The organism is Cryobacterium zhongshanensis, from assembly GCF_022760445.1.
Lineage (GTDB): Bacteria > Actinomycetota > Actinomycetes > Actinomycetales > Microbacteriaceae > Cryobacterium > Cryobacterium algoricola.
Map to the genome: position 1 here is coordinate 1 of NZ_JALGAR010000001.1, position 17084 is coordinate 17084.

Below are 17084 nucleotides of genomic sequence, written 5' to 3' on the forward strand. Positions count from 1 at the left end.
GACGCGTCGACGACGCGGGTGTATGGCGGGTCGGGTTTGGGCTTGGCGATCAGTCAGGCCCTGGTGGAGATCATGGGAGGCCGGATCGAGGTGACGAGCACGGTCGGGGTCGGCTCGACCTTCGCATTCACCATCGCCTGGCGGGAAAGCCCGTCTCCGGAGCGCCGCGTGACCGAAACAATCTCACTTGCGGGACTCCGCGCACTGATGGTGGACGACAACGAGGCCAACCGTCGGATCTTGTCCGGTCAGCTCTCCCGGTGGGGGATGAAATGTACCGTGACCGCGACATCCGATGAGATGATCGCGGACGCCAGGAACAGCCCGGTTCCCGATATCGCGATCCTGGATATGCAACTGCCGGGAATGGACGGCGCTGCCGTCGCCCGGGTTCTGCAGGACCTCCCGGGCTGGCAGGACACCCCGATGATCCTGCTCACGAGTATGAGCGCGACACTGAGCAAGGCGCGCAAGGCGCCGTTCGCCGCGGTCCTGACGAAGCCGGTGCGCAGCGCCCAGCTGCAACGCGTCGTGATCGAAGTGCTCTCCGGCCAGGTCGCTGCGGGTGACGAAACGCCCGCTCGTGCGGACGCCGTTTCCGGACTGCGGATCCTCCTGGCAGAGGACAACCTCGTCAATCAGAAGGTCGCGCAATTGATGCTTGCCAAGGGCGGCCACCGCGTCGACACCGTCAGTAACGGACTGGAAGCCGTTCACGCAGCTCAACTGGGCGACTTCGACGTCGTGTTGATGGACGTGCACATGCCGATCGTGGACGGCCTCGAGGCCACGCGGTTGATCCGGGTGCTGGGCGACAGCATCCGCCAGCCCATGATCATCGCCCTGACGGCGAGTGTGACGGCGGAAGCTCGCCGGGCCTGTCTCGATGCGGGCATGGACCAGTACCTGAGCAAACCGATCCGCGTCCAAGAACTCGCGGACGCCCTGGCCCTCACCCTCAGGGTTCCGGCACGTCAGTCCGTCCCGGCCGTGACCGTGGGCGCGTTCAGCGAGTGGAAAGACGACTCGGCGCCGGTGCCGAGTCCGACGCCGGAACCCGCAGCCAGCGTCCTCGCGACGCCGACGGCCGAGAGCGCGCCGGTGCTCGATCCCGAGTTGTACGGTTACCTCGACGAGATGGGCGCCGAGACCAAGGCCGTCCTGCTGCAGCACTTCCTCGACGAGAGCGGCGGCCACCTGGTGGCCCTTCGGGCCGAGCTCGACCGCGCCAACCTGGTTCAGGCAGCATTCGTCGCCCACCGGCTGCGCGGGAGCAGTGCCACGATCGGTGCCAGCGAACTGGCCGCCGTGTGCGGGGAGATCGAAGCGCGCGCCAACGAGGGCGGACGCATCACGGAGGACCAGCTGACCCGGTTGGAGGCGGCCATCGCCGAGGTGACGGCCGTGCTCGCGACCGACCTCGCGGCCACTCTCGACGCGGGGTGATCCTGCTCGTCGACCTGGACCGGCTGTTCTCCTGACCGCGCCGGGCCGGCCACCGTGGCCCGGCATCGGTCAGAGTCTGTTCACCGGGGTGACCCGTCGCTGTTACCGGCGCGCCATACGGTGTGAGCAGTGGCAACATGAGCTGCCGCTCCGAACGCTCCATCGCACAGCTTTGGGAGAATCCTCATGAAGAGACAGACCTCCGTTCTCACGTCGACCAGCCTCGTGACCGCACTCGTCGCGAGCGTCATCCTCACCGGACTCGGCGGTGCCGCGTTGACGGCCTCGGCCGATGACGGAAACGACAGGGCACGCGCCACCAACGTCATCTACCTCCTGGGCGATGGCATGGGCCGTACCCACGTCACGGCCGCCCGCGAACGCTATTACGGCGCCGCTGGGAAGCTGGCCATGGAGACCCTGCCTGCTCAGGGCTTCGTCAGCACCTACGCCGTCGAGAAGCTCTCCGGGCAGCCGGGCGCCGCCGACTTCAAGCCCAATCCCGTCACCGATTCGGCCTCCGCGGCGACGGCCTGGTCGTCCGGTGTCAAGACCTACAACGCGGCACTCGGCGTCGACGCCAAGGGTGCTGTCGTTCCCACGATGATGGAACTGGCCAAGAAGGCCGGCTACCGCACCGGCAACGTCTCGACCGCTGAGATCACGGATGCCACTCCCGCCGGCCAGATGAGCCACGCCCTCGCCAGGGGGTGCCAGGGCCCGGTGTACTCCGATGCGGCCTGCCAGGACCTGTCCATCACAGGAGTCGCCCTCCCGACGAGTGACATGCGGGTCACCCCCATCGCCGACCAGATCGCCCGCAACGGAACGGCCGACGTCATCCTGGGTGGTGGGCTCAGCCGGTTCGATGCCGCCGACGAGACGGCGCTCAAGGGACAGGGCTATTCGGTCCTCGGCTCCATCGCCGGCCAGTCGACCGCCACGAAGGCAGATCTGGCCGCCGCCTCCGGCGCCAAGGTCTTCGGACTCTTCAACAAGGGCAACCTGACCGTCGAGAAGACCAAACAGGACAACCCGTCTTCGGTCCAGGCACAGGAACCGACCCTGTCGGAGATGGCGAGCAAGGCCATCGACCTGTTGCAGAAGGGCAAGAGCAACGGAAACAAGGACGACCGGAGCGGAAAGGGCGGCAAGGGGTTCTACCTCCAGATCGAAGGCGCACTCATCGACAAGCGCTCACATGCCAACGATGCCGCCCAGACCCTCGGCGAAATGAAGGCGTTCGATGACGCGGTCGCGGTCGTCAAGGACTTCGCCAAGCGCGACGGAAACACCCTGGTCATTGTGACCGCGGACCACGAGTGCGCCGGATTCAACATCATCGAGAAGGGCACCTTCACGAACGCCGAGGCCGGGACCCCGCCGGCCAACGTCGACAGCGGGAACACCGCGAACAACTCCACCCCGACCCGGCCGTCCAATTCGAAGGATGCCGCGCGTTCAACGGGCATCGTGAACGGTGCCGGCGCTGCAGACCCGAAGAACTTCGGGCCGGCGACCTTCCGCACCCCCACGGATGCGGCGGGTGTCGTCGACGGATCTCCGGATGCCGGACTCTGGTTGACCTATCTCTCCGGTAACCACACCGGGGCGGATGTCCCGGTGTTCGCCACCGGACCGGGGTCGGAACAGCTCCAGGGCACGGTCGACAACACGGCGCTCTTCGGAATCGTCGGACGCGCGCTCCGCGTCGTGTAGTCGGACCCGGCATGAAGACCCGAACCGGAATCGCCGCGGCGCTGAGCGTCGTCGCCCTCTGTGCTGTCGTCGGAGTCACCGTGTATGCGGCGGCCGCCGGAGCAAACGGTGACGCGCGAACGGTCGCCGCGATGGAGGGACCCGTGACGCCGTTCACTCCCCAGGCGACGTTCGCCGGACTGACGCCGGCGACCGGGGACCCCGAGCTGGAGAGCCTGGTCCAGGTGCACCCGAGCCCGGGGGCGATCGTTGCGGCGGCCGGTCCGTTCGACGACCGGTTCGTGCTCGAGGACCTCGCCTTCGACGGGGGTTCGGTCTCGGGTGCCGTACGCGTGACGAGCGACGTGAGTGACGTGCTCGACCTCGAGGTGCTGGCCGGGTTCTATGACGCCAAGGGTGTTCTGGTCGGCAACGCGCGTTTCGTCCACCACCTGGTCGAGGACGCCACTCACGCGGAGCCACCCGAAGAGCGCCTGGAGTTCACAATCGCGGTACCCGCGGACGTGTCCGGTCGGGCCGTGGCTGCGTCGATCGGGGTCCCGGTCCTCGTCAACGAATGACCTGCGACCGAATGGCCTGCGACCGAATGACCCGCCACCGAACGACCCGCCACCGAACGACCCGTCACCGGATGGGTCGAGAGTAACCGAGTCGACTGCGAACGCTCCATCTACGAACGCGGCCGGGCCGGGTGCCTGTGCACCCGTTCCGGCCGTCGTCGTCGATTCTCGCAGCGTGCGTCCGCCTGGTGCCGTGGACCTGACGACGTGAGCTTGGCCAGGATCAGGGCTGGCCCTCCTCGGGCCGGATCGGGCTCGTGCTGGTGAGGAGGATGGGCGTCTGCTCGGGGTCGAGTCGGGGCGGCGGGGTGAGCCAGTAGCGGCCGGCGTCGTCGCGGGTGATGCGCCAGTGCTCGTTGTGGAGTCTGAGGTGGTCGGCCCGGCAGAGCAGGATGCCGTCGTCCAGGTTGGTTTGCCCGGTGTCGTCTTTCCAGTGTTGGATGTGGTGGGTTTCGGTCCAGGAAGGTGGTCGGTCGCAGCCGGGCCACATGCAGCCGCCATCGCGGATGGCGAGGGCGGCCCGTTGGGCGGGGCTGAAGGTGCGTTGCTCGCGGCCGAGGTCGAGGCCGTGTCCGTGGTCGTCGAAGGTGACGTCGAGGAGTCCGCTGTCGCAGAGGCTCCGCTCCATGGTCTCGGAGGAGACCGTGACCGCGGTCCCCTCGATCACGCCGGGCTGGAGCGTTGGCGTCGGGGCGCGGTGGCCTACTCCGGCATCGACGCTGGTATCGGTTGTGGGAGCGGCCGAGGGTTCGGGAGCTGGCCCGCTCGGTTCGGTCCCGGTGGCCGCGACCCCGGTGGATGTGGTCCCGGCCGACGTGGCCTCGGCGGGTGTGCTCCCGGCCGTCGGGCTGGTCGGTGAGGTCCCTGCGGGTGTGGTGCCGGTGGGGCGGATGGTGACCATGCGGACGGCGGGGTTGCGGCCGCCAGCGATGCGTTTCGGGTCGGCTTTCACGCCGAGTTTGGTCAGGGCGAGGAACGCGTCCGCGGTGAGCTGCTCGGTCGTGCGCGGGTCGTCCTGCACCCGTTTCGCCCACGCTGCCTGCTCCTTGTCCACGAACCTGACCCCGCCGCGGCGGGGGCTGGTGATGGCGTCGTAGGTGCTCATCAGGTATTCGCCGTCTTCTGGTGCGAACAGGCCGACCATGCGCACCTGGCCCGTGTGGAGGCGGTAGAACCGCAAGGACCGGTCGTCGTAGGCGGCTTTCTCGCGGGCGGCAATGCCGGCCTCATCGAGCACGTCCCGCACCCTCCGGGCCCGCTTGAACAGCTGGTCCGCGTTCAGGGTGCGCGCCTCGGTGAGGAGGCGGGTGAGGGCGGTGGCGAGTTTCTCGGGGGTGATCGCTCGGTCCAGATCGCCCAGGCCTTTCCGGAGCGCGTCGGCCTTCTCCACGCTGAGCCAGCCCTCGCCGAGGGCCCGGCCGATCGGGGCGTGCCAGGGTGGGACCGCGGCCGCCGGCAGCGGTGGCAGGTGCGGGGCTGTCCCGTCGAGGGGCGGCTGCCCGCCGTTCCCGTCGATCCCCTCGCTCCCGTCGTTCCCGTCGCTCCCGTAACGCCCGTCGATCCCGTCACGTCCGCCATGCCCGTCGAGTGTCGGGGTCCCGTCGAGTAGTTTGTGCGCCTCGGCGGCTTCCCGGGCGGCTTTCTCGGCGGCGTCGGTCTCGACGAGCAGCCGGCCCACGCCGAGCAGTTTGACCGCGTCGCTCTTGCTCGATCCGGAGGCGGCCTGCAGCAGGTCTTCCGGAGAACGGAACCCCTGCCGGGCCGCGAGACCTCGCCCGCCGAGCTCGGGCCGGGACCGCCGGGCCAGGGTCGCCGCGAACCACGCCGCCTGGGTGTCGAGCGCCCGCCGGGCACCGGCGATGAGCACCTGCCCCTCCAACACGGCCTCATCGGTGAGCGTGTCGACAGCGGCGGACGAGCCGCGCAACCCGGCGACGACATCCGCCATCGACCGCAACCCACCGAGCCCGTCGCCGTCCGCGACGTCGCCGCCGGGCACCCGGTCGCCCAGCTGCTGATCGGGTGACGCGGGCGATACCGGGAGGTTGGTCATGCCCCCACATTACGACCGACCACCGACACTCTCTGAGCATGGCTCAGGTCTGTGGAAACTCTCGGTGATCAGGTGTCTGTTGAGGACAAAACCGTTCGATCACCCGCCGGTTATTGGTCGTCGCTCTCGGCGCGCGGGTGCCGCTGGGTGTCGGTCGGGGGCAGTGCGCCGGGTCTGGTGACCTCTTCGCCGGTTTCGGCATTGACGGCCGTCTGGCCGGGCGGAAGGTTCGACAGGTCCGGCGCGATCATGGTCGGCATCAGCTTGGAATCCGGCAGGCCGAACCGTGGAATCGACTCCGCTTCGGTCGTGGCGAGCACGAGGTCGTCTGTCTGGCGCGGCAGGGTGCGGCCGCGGAAGAAATTCGGATTCATCGCCCACCAGACCAGCATCACGACCACACCGAGCACCAGCGCGCCGATCCCGACGACGGCGACGGCGCCGATGCCGAAGATCGTGACGTTGTCCCCGTTGTCGTCGGTGAGCCAGTCGACCGTGGCGTACTGCTGCAGTCCGTAGACGAAGGCCGCGGTCAGCATCAGGCCGCCGAGCAGGGGGAACAGGCCGCGCATGATCACGTTCCGGAACGACGACCACATCGTCTTGCGGTAGTACCAGACGCACGCGAATCCGGTGAGCCCGTAGTAGAAGGCGATCATCAGACCGACGGAACCGATCAGTGCGCCGAGCAGCTGGACGCTAATCAGGGTGAAGAGCAAATAGAAGCCGATCGAAACGCCGCCCATGGCGAGGGTGGCCCAGGTCGGGGTGAGGTACCGCGGGTGGATCTTCGCGAAGCGTGCGGGCAAAGCGCGATAGACGCCCATCGACAGGGCCGTGCGGGCGGTCGGCAGGATCGTGGTCTGCGTCGATGCGGAGGCCGAGGTGAGGATCGACGCCGAGAGGAGGAGCATCGCGAGGTTGCCGAGGGTGCTGTCACCGAACAGGGCCGGCCCGATCGCGGCGAAGACGTCCGCCGAGTTCGCGTCGTTGCCGAGGCCAACGCCGTCGGTGCCGACGCCGGCGAAGGCGACAGCTGCGACGGTCACGAGGGCGTAGGTGCCGAGCAGCAGCAGGGTGCTGATGATGGCGGCGCGGCCGGGGGTCTTGCTCGGGTCGGCCGTCTCCTCGTTGACCGAAACGGCCGTGTCCCAGCCCCAGTAGATGAACACGGCGGTCAGCACGGCCGGGGCGATCACACTGCCGAAGTCGAGCGTGAACGGGTTGAACCAGTCGAGCGTCGGGGTCAGCGAGTAGCTTTCCGCACTCCCGGTGTAGACGCGAATGAGCGCGAACACGGCGAACATGATCAGCACGACAACCTCGATGCCCAGGAGCACGTACTGGATGCGGGCCGAGAGCTCGATGCCGCGGTAGCAGATCCAGGTCATGATGACGATCCAGATCACCCCGGCGACCGTCGACCAGAACTGGTCGTTCGCGAGGTCGGCGACACCGGTCAGTCCGAGGTCGCCCATGAAGGTGAAGGAGTACGAGCCGGCGACCTGGGCGAGGTTGGCCATCACGATGACGTCCGCTGCGATGATGCCCCAGCCGCCGAGCCAGCCGGTGATCGGGCCGAACGCTCGGGTCGCCCACGTGAAGGTCGTCCCGCAGTCCGGCTCCGCCTTGTTGAGTTCCTGGTACGCGACGGCGATGAGGTACATCGGAACGAAGGCGAGCAACACGATGCCCGGTGCCTTGACACCCGCGAGGAGGGCGCCGCCGCTCGCGACGATGAACCCGAGGCTCGCGGCGAGGCTGTAGGCGGGGGCCGTCGACGCCATCCCGACGACCACGCTCGACAGCAGGCCGAGCGCTCCGCCTTTCAACCCCTTGCTGTCGACCTGGTCTGAACGTTTCTCGCCGGCGTGGGACGAAGCGCTATCGGTCATCAGTACTCCCCAGATGAGGGCCGACCGGGGCCGGCAACAGTGCGGAACAGGGCGAACGCGGTCCCTCAGCGGTGAGCGATCGTGATTGACACCGTTCTACCCCCGTTTCTCACGGCCCGCACCTGCAGAATGTTCCGGTTTCGCATGTCTTCGAGCCGCGGGCGGATCCCACGATCACCAGTCGGGCAGGAATTCCTGCCACACGGCACGCCGGTCCCCGCGGGGATCCGACTCGACGCGGTCCTCCGCGTCAATGATCAGGGTCAGTCGGTCGTCTTCGGTGTAGCGGGGCCAACCGGTATCGGGACGGCCGGTGACCGCGAAGTGCAGCCAGTGCCGGCGCATCCGCTCGCCCGCGTTGATGAAGGGCTCGCGACCGCCGAGCATGCTCATGATCCGCGCGACGGGCAGGTCCGCCTGATCGAACAGGGCGAAGAGCTCGATGCCGTGGGTCGCGCCGAAGCCGAGCATGTGCATCAGGCGCGGAGCGAGGTCGAAGCGGTAGACGTAGACCGGCGCGACCCGGGAGTGCAGCTCCCCGAGCTGCAGGCTCGGGTACCAGAACACGAAGTCGCTGCCGAAATCGACGGAGCCGCGCAGCGGTGACAACCCCGCGTATGCCGCACGCATCGCCTCGTGCGAGCTCTGCGGCGCCTGCTCGAAGATGGCGCTGATCCGGGGAGCCGAGCGCGGCAGGATGTCGACCCTGCCGCGGAAGAGGGTGCCTTCCCGCTCGTTGGAACCGATGATGAGCGGGACCCGGTGTTCGCGGCCGGCGCGGAAGGCGTCGACCGGTCGTTCCGGCAGGAAGTCGCCGTCGACGACCGGCACGAGGCAGAAGGTGCCCGGGTTCGAGTCCGGGGTCCGGGTCTGCACCGCGACGACGGCTTGGGAGATCACGTCGGCGGGCGCCAGAGCGAGCAGCTCGTCCGGAGAAAGGCCGACCGCTCCGGCGTCGGCTTCCGTGAGCGTCCGCACCTCCTCGAGGACCTCCTCGGCCCAGGCCTCCGTGAGTTCGCGCGAGAACGCGGCGTTGGACGGCGAGCTCTGGGCGATCGCACGCGCGAAGAGACCCTCGGCCGACGGTGTCGCCATCAGCGTGACGACCGCGTTCCCGCCGGCGGATTCCCCGAACACCGTCACGTTGTTCGGGTCGCCGCCGAAGGCACGGATGTTGTCCCGCACCCAACGGAGGGCGGCGACCTGGTCGCGCAACCCGAGATTGCTCTCGAAGGGGTGCTCGGGTGTCGAATACCTGGTGAAGTCGATGTAGCCGAGCGCACCCAGGCGGTAGTTGAAGCTGACGTAGACGACATGGCCGCTCCGCACGAAGCGCTCGCCGCGGCCCGTGAAGTCCTGCGAGGACCCCACGCTGTAGCCACCGCCGTGGATGAACACCATCACCGGCAGGCCAAGGCGGCGCCGGTGTACCGCGGCAGGGCGCATCACATTGATCGTGAGACAGTCTTCCCCCGAGGCACTGCGCGGCCCGTGGGCGCGAAACTGACCGCGATGCGGTTGCGAGGCGATCTTGCCGAACCTCGAGGCATCGCGGATACCCTCCCACGGTTCCACCGGACGCGGTGCCCGGAGCCGACCGTCACCGACCGGTGGTGCCGCATACGGGATCCCCCGCCAGGCCAGGATCCCGTCCTCGTGCACCCCGCGCACGACCCCGCCGGTGACGCGGACGTCGAGGCGACCGCGGGGGAGGGGAACGGAGCGGAGGGGTGCTCCCAGGCCGGGGTTGGGGCCTGGATGCGGCTCGTCGTCGAGGGTCACTGCTGTGGACATGCGGTCCTCCTCGTGGGAATCTTCTGGAGTTGTCTGGGTCCTTCGTCTGGCCGGCTGCCGGGTCAGCGGTATTCGGGATTGGGCTCGAAACCGAAACGCTCTCCGGTGTCCCACTCCTTGCGGAGATTCCCATAGGCGGGGAAGCCGCCGTTGGCCTTCAGGATCGCCGCGAGGTGCATCAGATTCCAGGTCATGAAGGTCGTGTTGCGATTGGTGAAGTCATTGTCGGGGCCGCCGGACCCGGAGTCCAGGTAGCTCGGCCCCGGCCCGATCTCACCGATCCAGCCCGCATCAGCGGCCGGCGGGATCGCGTAGCCGATGTGCTGCAGGCTGTAGAGGATGTTCGACGAGCAGTGCTTCACGCCGTCCTCGTTGCCGGTGATGATGGCACCGCCGACCTTGCCGTAGTAGACGTACTGGCCCTTCTCGTTGAATTCCCCGCTCATCGCGTAGAGCCGCTCGATCACGCGCTTCGTCACCGAACTGTTGTCGCCGAGCCAGATCGGGCCGCCGATGACGAGGATGTCCGCGGTCTGCACCTTGTCGAAGAGCGCCGGCCAGGCATCCGTCTTCCAGCCGTGCTCGGTCATGTCGGGATAGACACCGGTCGCGATGTCGTGGTCGACCGCCCGGATCGTCTCGGCGTAGACGCCCTGCTCGTGCATCAGGTTCATGCTCAGGTCGATGATCGCCTGGGTGTTGCTGGCTTCGGGGCTGCGCTTGAGCGTGCAGTTGATGAACAGCGCACGCAGTCCGGAGTAGTCGTATGAGGCCTGGGTGTTGCGGCTCGGCGGGGTCATGGCGCCAGTGTTGCACCCGCTCCGCGCACCGGCTACCCCGGGTTCGGGTTCACTTTGCCCCGGATCCGGGGTTGAATTGCCGGGTGACTCCTCGCGAACGCCGGATCCTGATCGTTGCCATCCTCTCCTCCTTCGTCGCGTTCCTCGACGGTTCGATCGTCAACGTCGCGCTCCCCGCGATCTCCCGCGAACTCGGCGGCGGCCTCACCCTGCAGCAGTGGGTCGTCGACGGTTACCTGCTCTCACTCGGCGCCCTGATCCTCGTTGCCGGCTCGCTCTCCGACACCTTCGGCCGGGTGCGCGTGCTGCGCGTCGGACTGATCTGGTTCGGGGTCACCTCGCTCGCCTGCGCCGTCGCACCCTGGGGCGCCGCGCTCGTCGTCGCGCGGATCCTGCAGGGCGCTGCAGCCGCCCTGCTCGTCCCGAGCTCCCTCGCCCTCATCACCTCGACGTTCACCGGACCGGCGCAGGGCCGCGCGATCGGAGCCTGGACCGGCTGGACCGGCATCGCGGGCATCGCCGGCCCCATCCTCGGCGGCGTCCTCGTCGACACGAGCAGCTGGCGACTCGTCTTCGCGATCAACGTGCTGCCGATCGCGGCGACGCTCATCGTGCTCGCCGGGGTCCGGGAACCGGAACGCACCGGTCCGACCGCCCGGATCGACGTCGCCGGGGCGTGCCTCGCCGTCGTCGGCCTCGGCGGTCCCGTCTTCGCGCTCATCGAGCAGGGCAGGCTCGGCTGGGGCAGTCCCATCGTCTACCTGCCCCTGATCGTCGGGCTGCTCTCCCTCGCCGCCTTCCTCTGGTGGGAGGCCCGCGCCCCGCACCCGATGATGCCCCTCGGCCTCTTCCGGGCGCGCAACTTCTGGGCGGGCAACCTCGCGACCGTCGGCATCTACGGCGCGCTGAGCCTCGGCTTCTTCATCTTCGCCGTCTACCTGCAACAGGTCGGCGGCCTCTCGGCGACGAGCGCGGGACTCGCGGGCATCCCGGCGACCCTGATGATGCTGTTCTTCTCGACCCTGTTCGGCGGGCTCGCGGCCCGGTTCGGCCCGCGGCTCTTCATGACTCTGGGCCCGATCGTGGCCGGCAGCGGCTTCCTCCTCCTCACCCTGGCCGTTCCCCCGGTGGATGTCTGGCGCACCGTGATCCCCGGCATCGCCGTCGTGGGTCTCGGGCTCTCGATCACGGTGGCGCCCCTGACCGGCGCCGTGCTCGGTTCCATCCACCCCGAGCAGGCCGGAATCGGCTCGGCGATCAACAACGCCGTCTCCCGGGTCGCCGGCCTCATCATGATCGCGCTCGCCGGCACGATCGCGGGCGAACAGCTCGGTGTCGCCGGGTTCCAGCGGGTCCTGGTGGTCACCGCCGCGCTCATGTTCGCCGGCGCCCTCGTCTCCTGGCTCGGCATCCGCACCCCGAAGAGCATGACGGATGCCGGGACCCCGGCGGCCGGAGAGCGCACCTGAGCGCAGCATCCGTGTGTCTCTCGCAAGCCCTCGAACGGGAGGGCCCCGGAAATCTGTTATAGTTTCTAAGTTGTCTTCGCGAAGGATTTCGCCTGGCACATGCGCTCGTAGCTCAACGGATAGAGCATCTGACTACGGATCAGAAGGTTGGGGGTTCGAATCCCTTCGGGCGCACAGTACAAAAGCCCCGTGCAGAGGAGAAATCCTGTTCACGGGGCTTTTTGCATGTCCAGCCACCGGTCGGGAGCGCCTTCGAGCTCTCAGGGAATCCTTGTACGCTGAACCCCGTCATCAGGACTGTGATCGTACCGGGGGGAAGTGTGTTGGACGTCTGCAGGTTGTGCGTTCGGGTCGGCGGTTGTTGTGCCCGTTCCGGGGACGAGACGTGAAGCACGCTCGGCGTTACGTCGGCCGTTATCTGATGTCGATGCCGGTGAGTCTGCTGTTCCTGTGCTCTGTTCTTGTCGCATCCGGAATCGCGGGCACACTGTTCGGTCCCCTCTCCCCGATTACGGCGCAGTCGTGGGGCGCCGACGCGGATTCGACGATCGGCTCCGGTCGTTGGTGGTCGATCGTCTCATCACTCGTCATGGTGGACAGCCCGGCCCAACTCATCGTCGTCGTCTTCGCGTGCCTCGTGATCCTGCCCCAGGCTGAGCGTTCCCTTGGCCATGCCCGACTACTGCTGGCCATGACGGTCACGGGTCTCCTCGGTGTCGGTCTCGGGGTGCTCCTCCAGTGGGGCGGCGGACGCATCGGCGAGTGGTGGTCGACTGACATGAACTTCGCGGCGACTCTGGACCCCGTGATCCCGATCGCGGGAGCAGCGTTGGCCGCGAGCGCCTTCGCAGGGCCGCTGGTGCGGAGGAGGATTCGTGTCTGGGGTTTCGCGACTCTTCTCGTCCTGGCGCTGTACGGGGGAACCTCCGCCGACGCCTATCGGCTGATCGCCGCCGTTCTCGGACTCTTCCTCGGCGAGATCCTGCACGAGCGTCGGGCGCGGTTCAATCTCCACAGGAGCACGCACACGGAGACCAGGACTCTGGTTTCCCTGGCGGTGGCGATCAGTGCGATCGGACCCGCAATCTCAGCGGCGTCGAACGGCTCAGGGGTGTTGTCCCTGTTCGGCTGGATTTTCGGCGACCCGTTCCCCGCGATCGAGGACGTCCGCGATGCCTGTGCACAGGAGACCGTGCTGGCCTGCGCGCACGACCAGGCCTTTCTGGCGATTCACAGCCCCGGATCCGTCGTCATGCTCTTCGTTCCCCTCGTCCTGCTGCTCGTGTCCGCCTATGGTCTCCGGCAGGGGAAGCGGGCGGCGTGGTGGCTCGCGATCATCATGAATGTCGTCCTCGCCGTCCTCTCGACCGTTTATGTGGCCAGCGCCCTGGATCAGGGGGATGGGTCGGCGACCGCGTCCTCCATCGACATCGTCGAGATCATCGTCTGGATCGGCGGCCCGATCCTTATCCCGGTCAGCGTGGCGGTTGTGCTCATCGTCACGCGCCGGAACTTCCGCCTGGTCTCGACTTCGCGTCGAATCGGTCAGTTCTGGGTTGTGAGCGGGGCGGCACTCGTCGCGCTCTCGGCGAGCTATTTCGTGGTGGCCCGCGCCACCATCGACAGCTTCGCGCCCGCACTCGAACCCGGGAACCTCGCCCTCGGCATCCCCCTTCGATTCGTACCGGTGAACTTCGTCCTCTCACGCGACGTGTTCTTCATGTCGAGGGACCCCCTCACCCAGTTCGTGTCCCAGTGGATGGGACCGGTCTTCTGGGCCATCGTGTGTGTCTGCCTCATTCGCCTGCTGATCTCGACCGTCGTCCCTGCGGATGCGACGATGGGGCAGGACACGATCCGTCGCTTCATCAGGCGCGGGGCCGGCACCTACGGATTCATGGCCACGTGGGACGGCAACCGCTACTGGTTCAGCGACACAACCGACTCCGCCGTCGCCTACCGACTCGTCGGGGGAGTGGCGATCACGGTGTCCGACCCGCTCTGCGCCAGCGGAACGGAACGAGACGCCATCCTCGAATTCATCGCGTATTGCGACAGCCAGAACTGGGTCGTGGCCTTCTACAGCATTCACGAGGAGTATCTCTCCTACTTCGACGAACTCGGGTGGTCCTCGGTGCCCGTCGGCGTGGAGACGCTCATCGATCCACTCACCCTCTCCCTCACGGGCAAGTCGTGGCAGAACGTGCGAACACCGCTCAATCGCGCACTGAAGCAGGGCATCACGGCGCAGTGGGTGACTTACGCCGACCTCTCCAGCGACTCGCAAACCCAGGTGCGGGCGATCTCAGAGCAGTGGGTGAGCGAGAAGGCGCTCCCGGAGATGGGCTTCACCCTGGGCGGTCTGGAGCAGCTCAAGGACCCGGACGTGCGGCTCATGCTCGCCGTCGACGCAGACCATCGCATCCAGGCGATCACGAGTTGGCTGCCGGTCTACCGGGATGGCGCACCAGTCGGATGGACGCTCGACTTCATGCGGCGCGCGGACGACAGCATGCCCGGAATCATGGAATTCCTGATCGCCTCCGCCGCCCTGCGCATGCAGAAGGACGGTCTCGCGACCCTCAGCCTCTCCGGCGCACCGCTCGCGACCATGCCGCCGTCGGCTGGGGAGGAACCCGGTACGCCGACCCCGTTGGCCGATTTCATGAACCTGGTGTCGCGGATGCTGGAGCCCTCCTACGGATTCGCCTCCCTGTTCAGATACAAGTCGAAGTTCCACCCGTCCTACCGGAGTCTCCACCTGGCGTATCGTGACCCGCTCACGCTCCCCCTCATCGGCCGTTCCCTGGCCAACGCCTACCTTCCTGACCTGACAACGGCCCAGACAATGGATTTGCTGCGCAACACCGGGGCGCGGTGAGAGGCTCGCGGCCGCGAGTCACTCGCCCAGGCGTCCGGGCGGAGCCGCGCGCACGTGCATCCGCTCGCCCTGCCGGCCGAAGAGGGTGAGGAACTCGACGTCGCCCGGCCCGACCCGGCCGAACCAATGCGGCGTGCGGGTGTCGAACTCGGCGGCCTCCCCAGCCGGGAGCACGAGGTCGTGCGCGCCGAGCACGAGGCGCAGGCGGCCGCGCAGCACGTAGATCCACTCGTACCCCTCGTGCACCCTCGGATCCGGCTCCCGCTCCGCCACCGAGGCGGGGATCAGGTGCTTGAAGGCCTGCGGTCCGCCGCTGCTACCGCGGGACAGCGGCACGATCGTCTGGTCGCGGTGCCGCGTCGGCCGCAAGTGGATGCGCGGGTCACCCGTCTCCGGCGCCCCGACCAGTTCGTCGAGCGGAACGGCATACGCCCGGGCCAGCGGCAGGAGCAGCTCGAGCGCGGGACGCCGCTGCCCGGATTCGAGCCGCGACAGCGTGCTGACCGAGATGCCCGTGATGCCGGACAGCTCGGCGAGTGTCATGCCTTGTTCGGTGCGCCGGGCCCGCAGGAGCGGGCCGACGGCCGCGAGCATCGATTCGGTCGAAGCGGACGTGTCTTCCATGGGTCGATCTTGCCACTTCGGCAAACGGGCTTGGCGATTCCGTTTCTCCTGGCCGAGCATCGGAGCAGGAGGTCTGCCATGACACACGAGGAACACCCGTTCGGCCGCGACTACTGGGAGGACCGCTACGCCGCCCCCGGGCTGGCGTGGAGCGGCGACCCGAATCCCGTGCTGGTGTCGGACGTCACCCCGCTCGCACCGGGCCGGGCCCTCGACATCGGCAGCGGGGAGGGCGGTGACGCGCTCTGGCTGGCGCTGCGCGGGTGGCACGTCACCGGCGTGGACATCTCCACGAACGCGCTCGAGAAGGCGCGCGCCCGGGCGGAGTCCGTCGACGGACCGGCCGCGGCGCGCATCCGCTGGGAACAGCACGACCTGACCGCCTGGTCGCCTCAGCCCCGCTCATTCGACCTCGTCACGTCGCAGTTCATGCACCTGCCCGGCTCCGCCAGGAGCCAGCTGTTCCGGGCGCTCGCGGCGGCCGTCGCGCCGGGCGGCACCCTGCTCATCGTCGGCCATGACGTCTCAGAAGCCGATGTCGGCGAACACCGGGCGCACTTCCGCGAGCTGATGTTCGGGGTCGACGACGTGCTTGCCGCGATCGCCGGCGAGGACCTCGAGGTCGAGGTCGCCGAATCGCGCGGACGGGCGGCGCCCGCCGCCCACGACGACGCGACCCCCGTGCGCGACGTCGTGGTCAGGGCGATCCGGCCGGTCAGGCCTCCGGCAGCAGGGTGAAGGGGGTCTTGCCCGACGGCACGCCGTTCACCTGCAGTTCGACGGCGTGCTCTCCGGGGTAGTACCTGCGCGTGGTGATCGCCCGCAGCGAGTGCCCCTTGGTCAGGAGCACGACCTCGCCGGGCTCCAGGGTCAGGGTCGTGAGCTTGAACGTCTTGCCGCTGAGGCTGCCGTTCGCCTTCTGGTGGTGCATGACATAGTCGACCACCAGGCGGGTGGTGACCCGGGCATCGTTGCGGATGCTGGCGGTGAAGTTCACCGTTCCGCCGAACGGCACGTTCGTCTCGTCCAGCACCGGGCCGGCCACCGTCACGTCGGCGGCATGGAAACCGAGCTGTGCGAGCGCGGCCGGGTTGCCCCGCTTCACGAGGGTGCGCAGCGCGTGTCGCACGAGCCGGGCGGTGTTCGCGTCCGGGTCGGCGAGCCAGGCGGCCGTCGTGGCGACCACGAGCTCCGGCTGCTGCCTGCTGAGGTCGTTGAGGTGGTTGGCGACGGACCGGCGCACGACCTCGTCCTCGTCGCGGTACAGCGCGTGCAGGATCGGCAGCGTCGCGGTCGGCTCGGCGAGGATGCCCGGCACCCGGCGTGCCCACGGCAGGAACGGCCGGGTGCCCTCCGACGCCAGCCGGCGCACGTCGGCGTCGCTCGAGGCGGTCCAGCCCAGCACGACCGGGAGCGCCCGGTCGAGGTCGTGTTCGAGCAGGATCCGGATCGCGAATTCGGAGCTGAGCCGGCCGGTGAGCTCGGCGAGCATACCCAGGGCGTCGTCGAAGGCGGCATCCGTGCCCGCCTCGATGCCCTTGACCGCGATCGCGGTCGACACCGGCCAGATCAGCCAGCCCGTGAACGGCGCGGGTCCCGACGCGGCGGCGCGGATGGTCGCGGCGAACGAGGTGTAGTCGCCGGGCAGGTCGGCCAGCAGGGCGTCGCGCAGCAGGTCGCTCCGCTCACGAAGCGAGAAGGGGGCGAGCATCCCGGTGGCTTCGTGCAGGGCGGTAAGCGGCGCGTGCGGCGTGACGGCCTGGATCGCCGTGGTGAGGGCGACCGCGGTCGGCACTCCGATGAGTTGGTCGGCGAAAGGCATGGAACTCCTGGTGCTGGTGCT

12 protein-coding genes and 1 tRNA gene are annotated in these 17084 nt (G+C 68.3%); 7 read left to right on the forward strand and 6 right to left on the reverse strand.

What is annotated here, in order from left to right:
• The 3 genes from MQH31_RS00005 to MQH31_RS00015 form a co-directional block, all read left to right on the forward strand.
• Positions 1–1446 (forward strand): response regulator (locus tag MQH31_RS00005; RefSeq protein WP_243010473.1); only part of this gene is annotated, 1446 nt, incomplete at its 5' end.
• Positions 1447–1632: 186 nt separating this feature from the next.
• Positions 1633–3165 (forward strand): alkaline phosphatase, encoded by a 1533-nt coding sequence (locus MQH31_RS00010; protein ID WP_243010474.1) that lies wholly within the window; start codon positions 1633–1635, stop codon positions 3163–3165.
• A gap of 11 nt (positions 3166–3176) precedes the next feature.
• Positions 3177–3725 (forward strand): hypothetical protein, encoded by a 549-nt coding sequence (locus MQH31_RS00015; protein ID WP_243010475.1) that lies wholly within the window; start codon positions 3177–3179, stop codon positions 3723–3725.
• Between the two features lie 223 nt (positions 3726–3948).
• Here the strand turns inward: MQH31_RS00015 and MQH31_RS00020 are convergent, their stop codons facing one another.
• The 4 genes from MQH31_RS00020 to MQH31_RS00035 all read right to left on the reverse strand — a co-directional run bounded on the left by MQH31_RS00020 (position 3949) and on the right by MQH31_RS00035 (position 10267).
• Positions 3949–5778 (reverse strand): HNH endonuclease signature motif containing protein, encoded by a 1830-nt coding sequence (locus MQH31_RS00020; RefSeq protein WP_243010476.1) that lies wholly within the window; start codon positions 5776–5778, stop codon positions 3949–3951.
• A 110-nt stretch (positions 5779–5888) separates the two neighbouring features.
• A complete protein-coding gene (locus MQH31_RS00025; protein ID WP_243010477.1) occupies positions 5889–7673 on the reverse strand; it encodes an APC family permease in 1785 nt (594 codons plus the stop codon).
• 174 nt (positions 7674–7847) lie between these two features.
• Positions 7848–9467: a carboxylesterase/lipase family protein gene (locus MQH31_RS00030; RefSeq protein WP_243010478.1), complete on the reverse strand. Its 1620-nt coding sequence runs from the start codon at positions 9465–9467 to the stop codon at positions 7848–7850.
• 62 nt (positions 9468–9529) lie between these two features.
• Positions 9530–10267: a flavodoxin family protein gene (locus MQH31_RS00035; protein ID WP_243010479.1), complete on the reverse strand. Its 738-nt coding sequence runs from the start codon at positions 10265–10267 to the stop codon at positions 9530–9532.
• An 83-nt stretch (positions 10268–10350) separates the two neighbouring features.
• On the opposite strand from MQH31_RS00035, the gene MQH31_RS00040 reads away from it, so the two are divergent.
• The 3 genes from MQH31_RS00040 to MQH31_RS20780 all read left to right on the forward strand — a co-directional run bounded on the left by MQH31_RS00040 (position 10351) and on the right by MQH31_RS20780 (position 14617).
• Positions 10351–11736, forward strand: a complete 1386-nt coding sequence (locus MQH31_RS00040; protein WP_243010480.1) for an MFS transporter — start codon at positions 10351–10353, stop codon at positions 11734–11736.
• Positions 11737–11837: 101 nt separating this feature from the next.
• Positions 11838–11910, forward strand: a tRNA-Arg gene (locus MQH31_RS00045).
• Positions 11911–12121: 211 nt separating this feature from the next.
• Complete coding sequence (locus MQH31_RS20780; RefSeq protein WP_243010481.1) at positions 12122–14617, forward strand: bifunctional lysylphosphatidylglycerol flippase/synthetase MprF; 2496 nt, start codon at positions 12122–12124, stop codon at positions 14615–14617.
• Between the two features lie 18 nt (positions 14618–14635).
• Here MQH31_RS20780 and MQH31_RS00055 read toward each other — a convergent pair whose 3' ends face one another.
• The gene (locus tag MQH31_RS00055; RefSeq protein WP_174775063.1) at positions 14636–15241 is read right to left on the reverse strand and encodes a helix-turn-helix domain-containing protein; all 606 of its coding nucleotides are present in this window, start codon (positions 15239–15241) and stop codon (positions 14636–14638) included.
• Between the two features lie 78 nt (positions 15242–15319).
• Between MQH31_RS00055 and MQH31_RS00060 the strand changes: the two genes are divergently transcribed.
• Positions 15320–15979, forward strand: coding sequence for a class I SAM-dependent methyltransferase (locus tag MQH31_RS00060; RefSeq protein WP_243010482.1), 660 nt, complete (start codon positions 15320–15322; stop codon positions 15977–15979).
• On the opposite strand, the gene MQH31_RS00065 is transcribed toward MQH31_RS00060, so the two are convergent.
• Positions 15957–17063 carry a DNA alkylation repair protein gene (locus MQH31_RS00065; RefSeq protein WP_243010483.1) on the reverse strand — a complete coding sequence of 369 codons (1107 nt, stop codon included), beginning with the start codon at positions 17061–17063 and terminating at the stop codon, positions 15957–15959. The genes MQH31_RS00060 and MQH31_RS00065 overlap by 23 nt on opposite strands.
• Between the last annotated feature and the right edge of the window lie 21 nt (positions 17064–17084).

Excerpts from the sequence above, each read along its gene's own strand:
- MQH31_RS00010 (WP_243010474.1), top strand. The coding sequence starts at position 1,633 with ATGAAGAGACAGACCTCCGTTCTCACGTCGACCAGCCTCGTGACCGCA.
- MQH31_RS00015 (WP_243010475.1), top strand. The coding sequence starts at position 3,177 with ATGAAGACCCGAACCGGAATCGCCGCGGCGCTGAGCGTCGTCGCCCTC.
- MQH31_RS00020 (WP_243010476.1), bottom strand. The coding sequence starts at position 5,778 with ATGACCAACCTCCCGGTATCGCCCGCGTCACCCGATCAGCAGCTGGGC.
- MQH31_RS00025 (WP_243010477.1), bottom strand. The coding sequence starts at position 7,673 with ATGACCGATAGCGCTTCGTCCCACGCCGGCGAGAAACGTTCAGACCAG.
- MQH31_RS00030 (WP_243010478.1), bottom strand. The coding sequence starts at position 9,467 with ATGTCCACAGCAGTGACCCTCGACGACGAGCCGCATCCAGGCCCCAAC.
- MQH31_RS00035 (WP_243010479.1), bottom strand. The coding sequence starts at position 10,267 with ATGACCCCGCCGAGCCGCAACACCCAGGCCTCATACGACTACTCCGGA.
- MQH31_RS00055 (WP_174775063.1), bottom strand. The coding sequence starts at position 15,241 with ATGGAAGACACGTCCGCTTCGACCGAATCGATGCTCGCGGCCGTCGGC.
- MQH31_RS00060 (WP_243010482.1), top strand. The coding sequence starts at position 15,320 with ATGACACACGAGGAACACCCGTTCGGCCGCGACTACTGGGAGGACCGC.
- MQH31_RS00065 (WP_243010483.1), bottom strand. The coding sequence starts at position 17,063 with ATGCCTTTCGCCGACCAACTCATCGGAGTGCCGACCGCGGTCGCCCTC.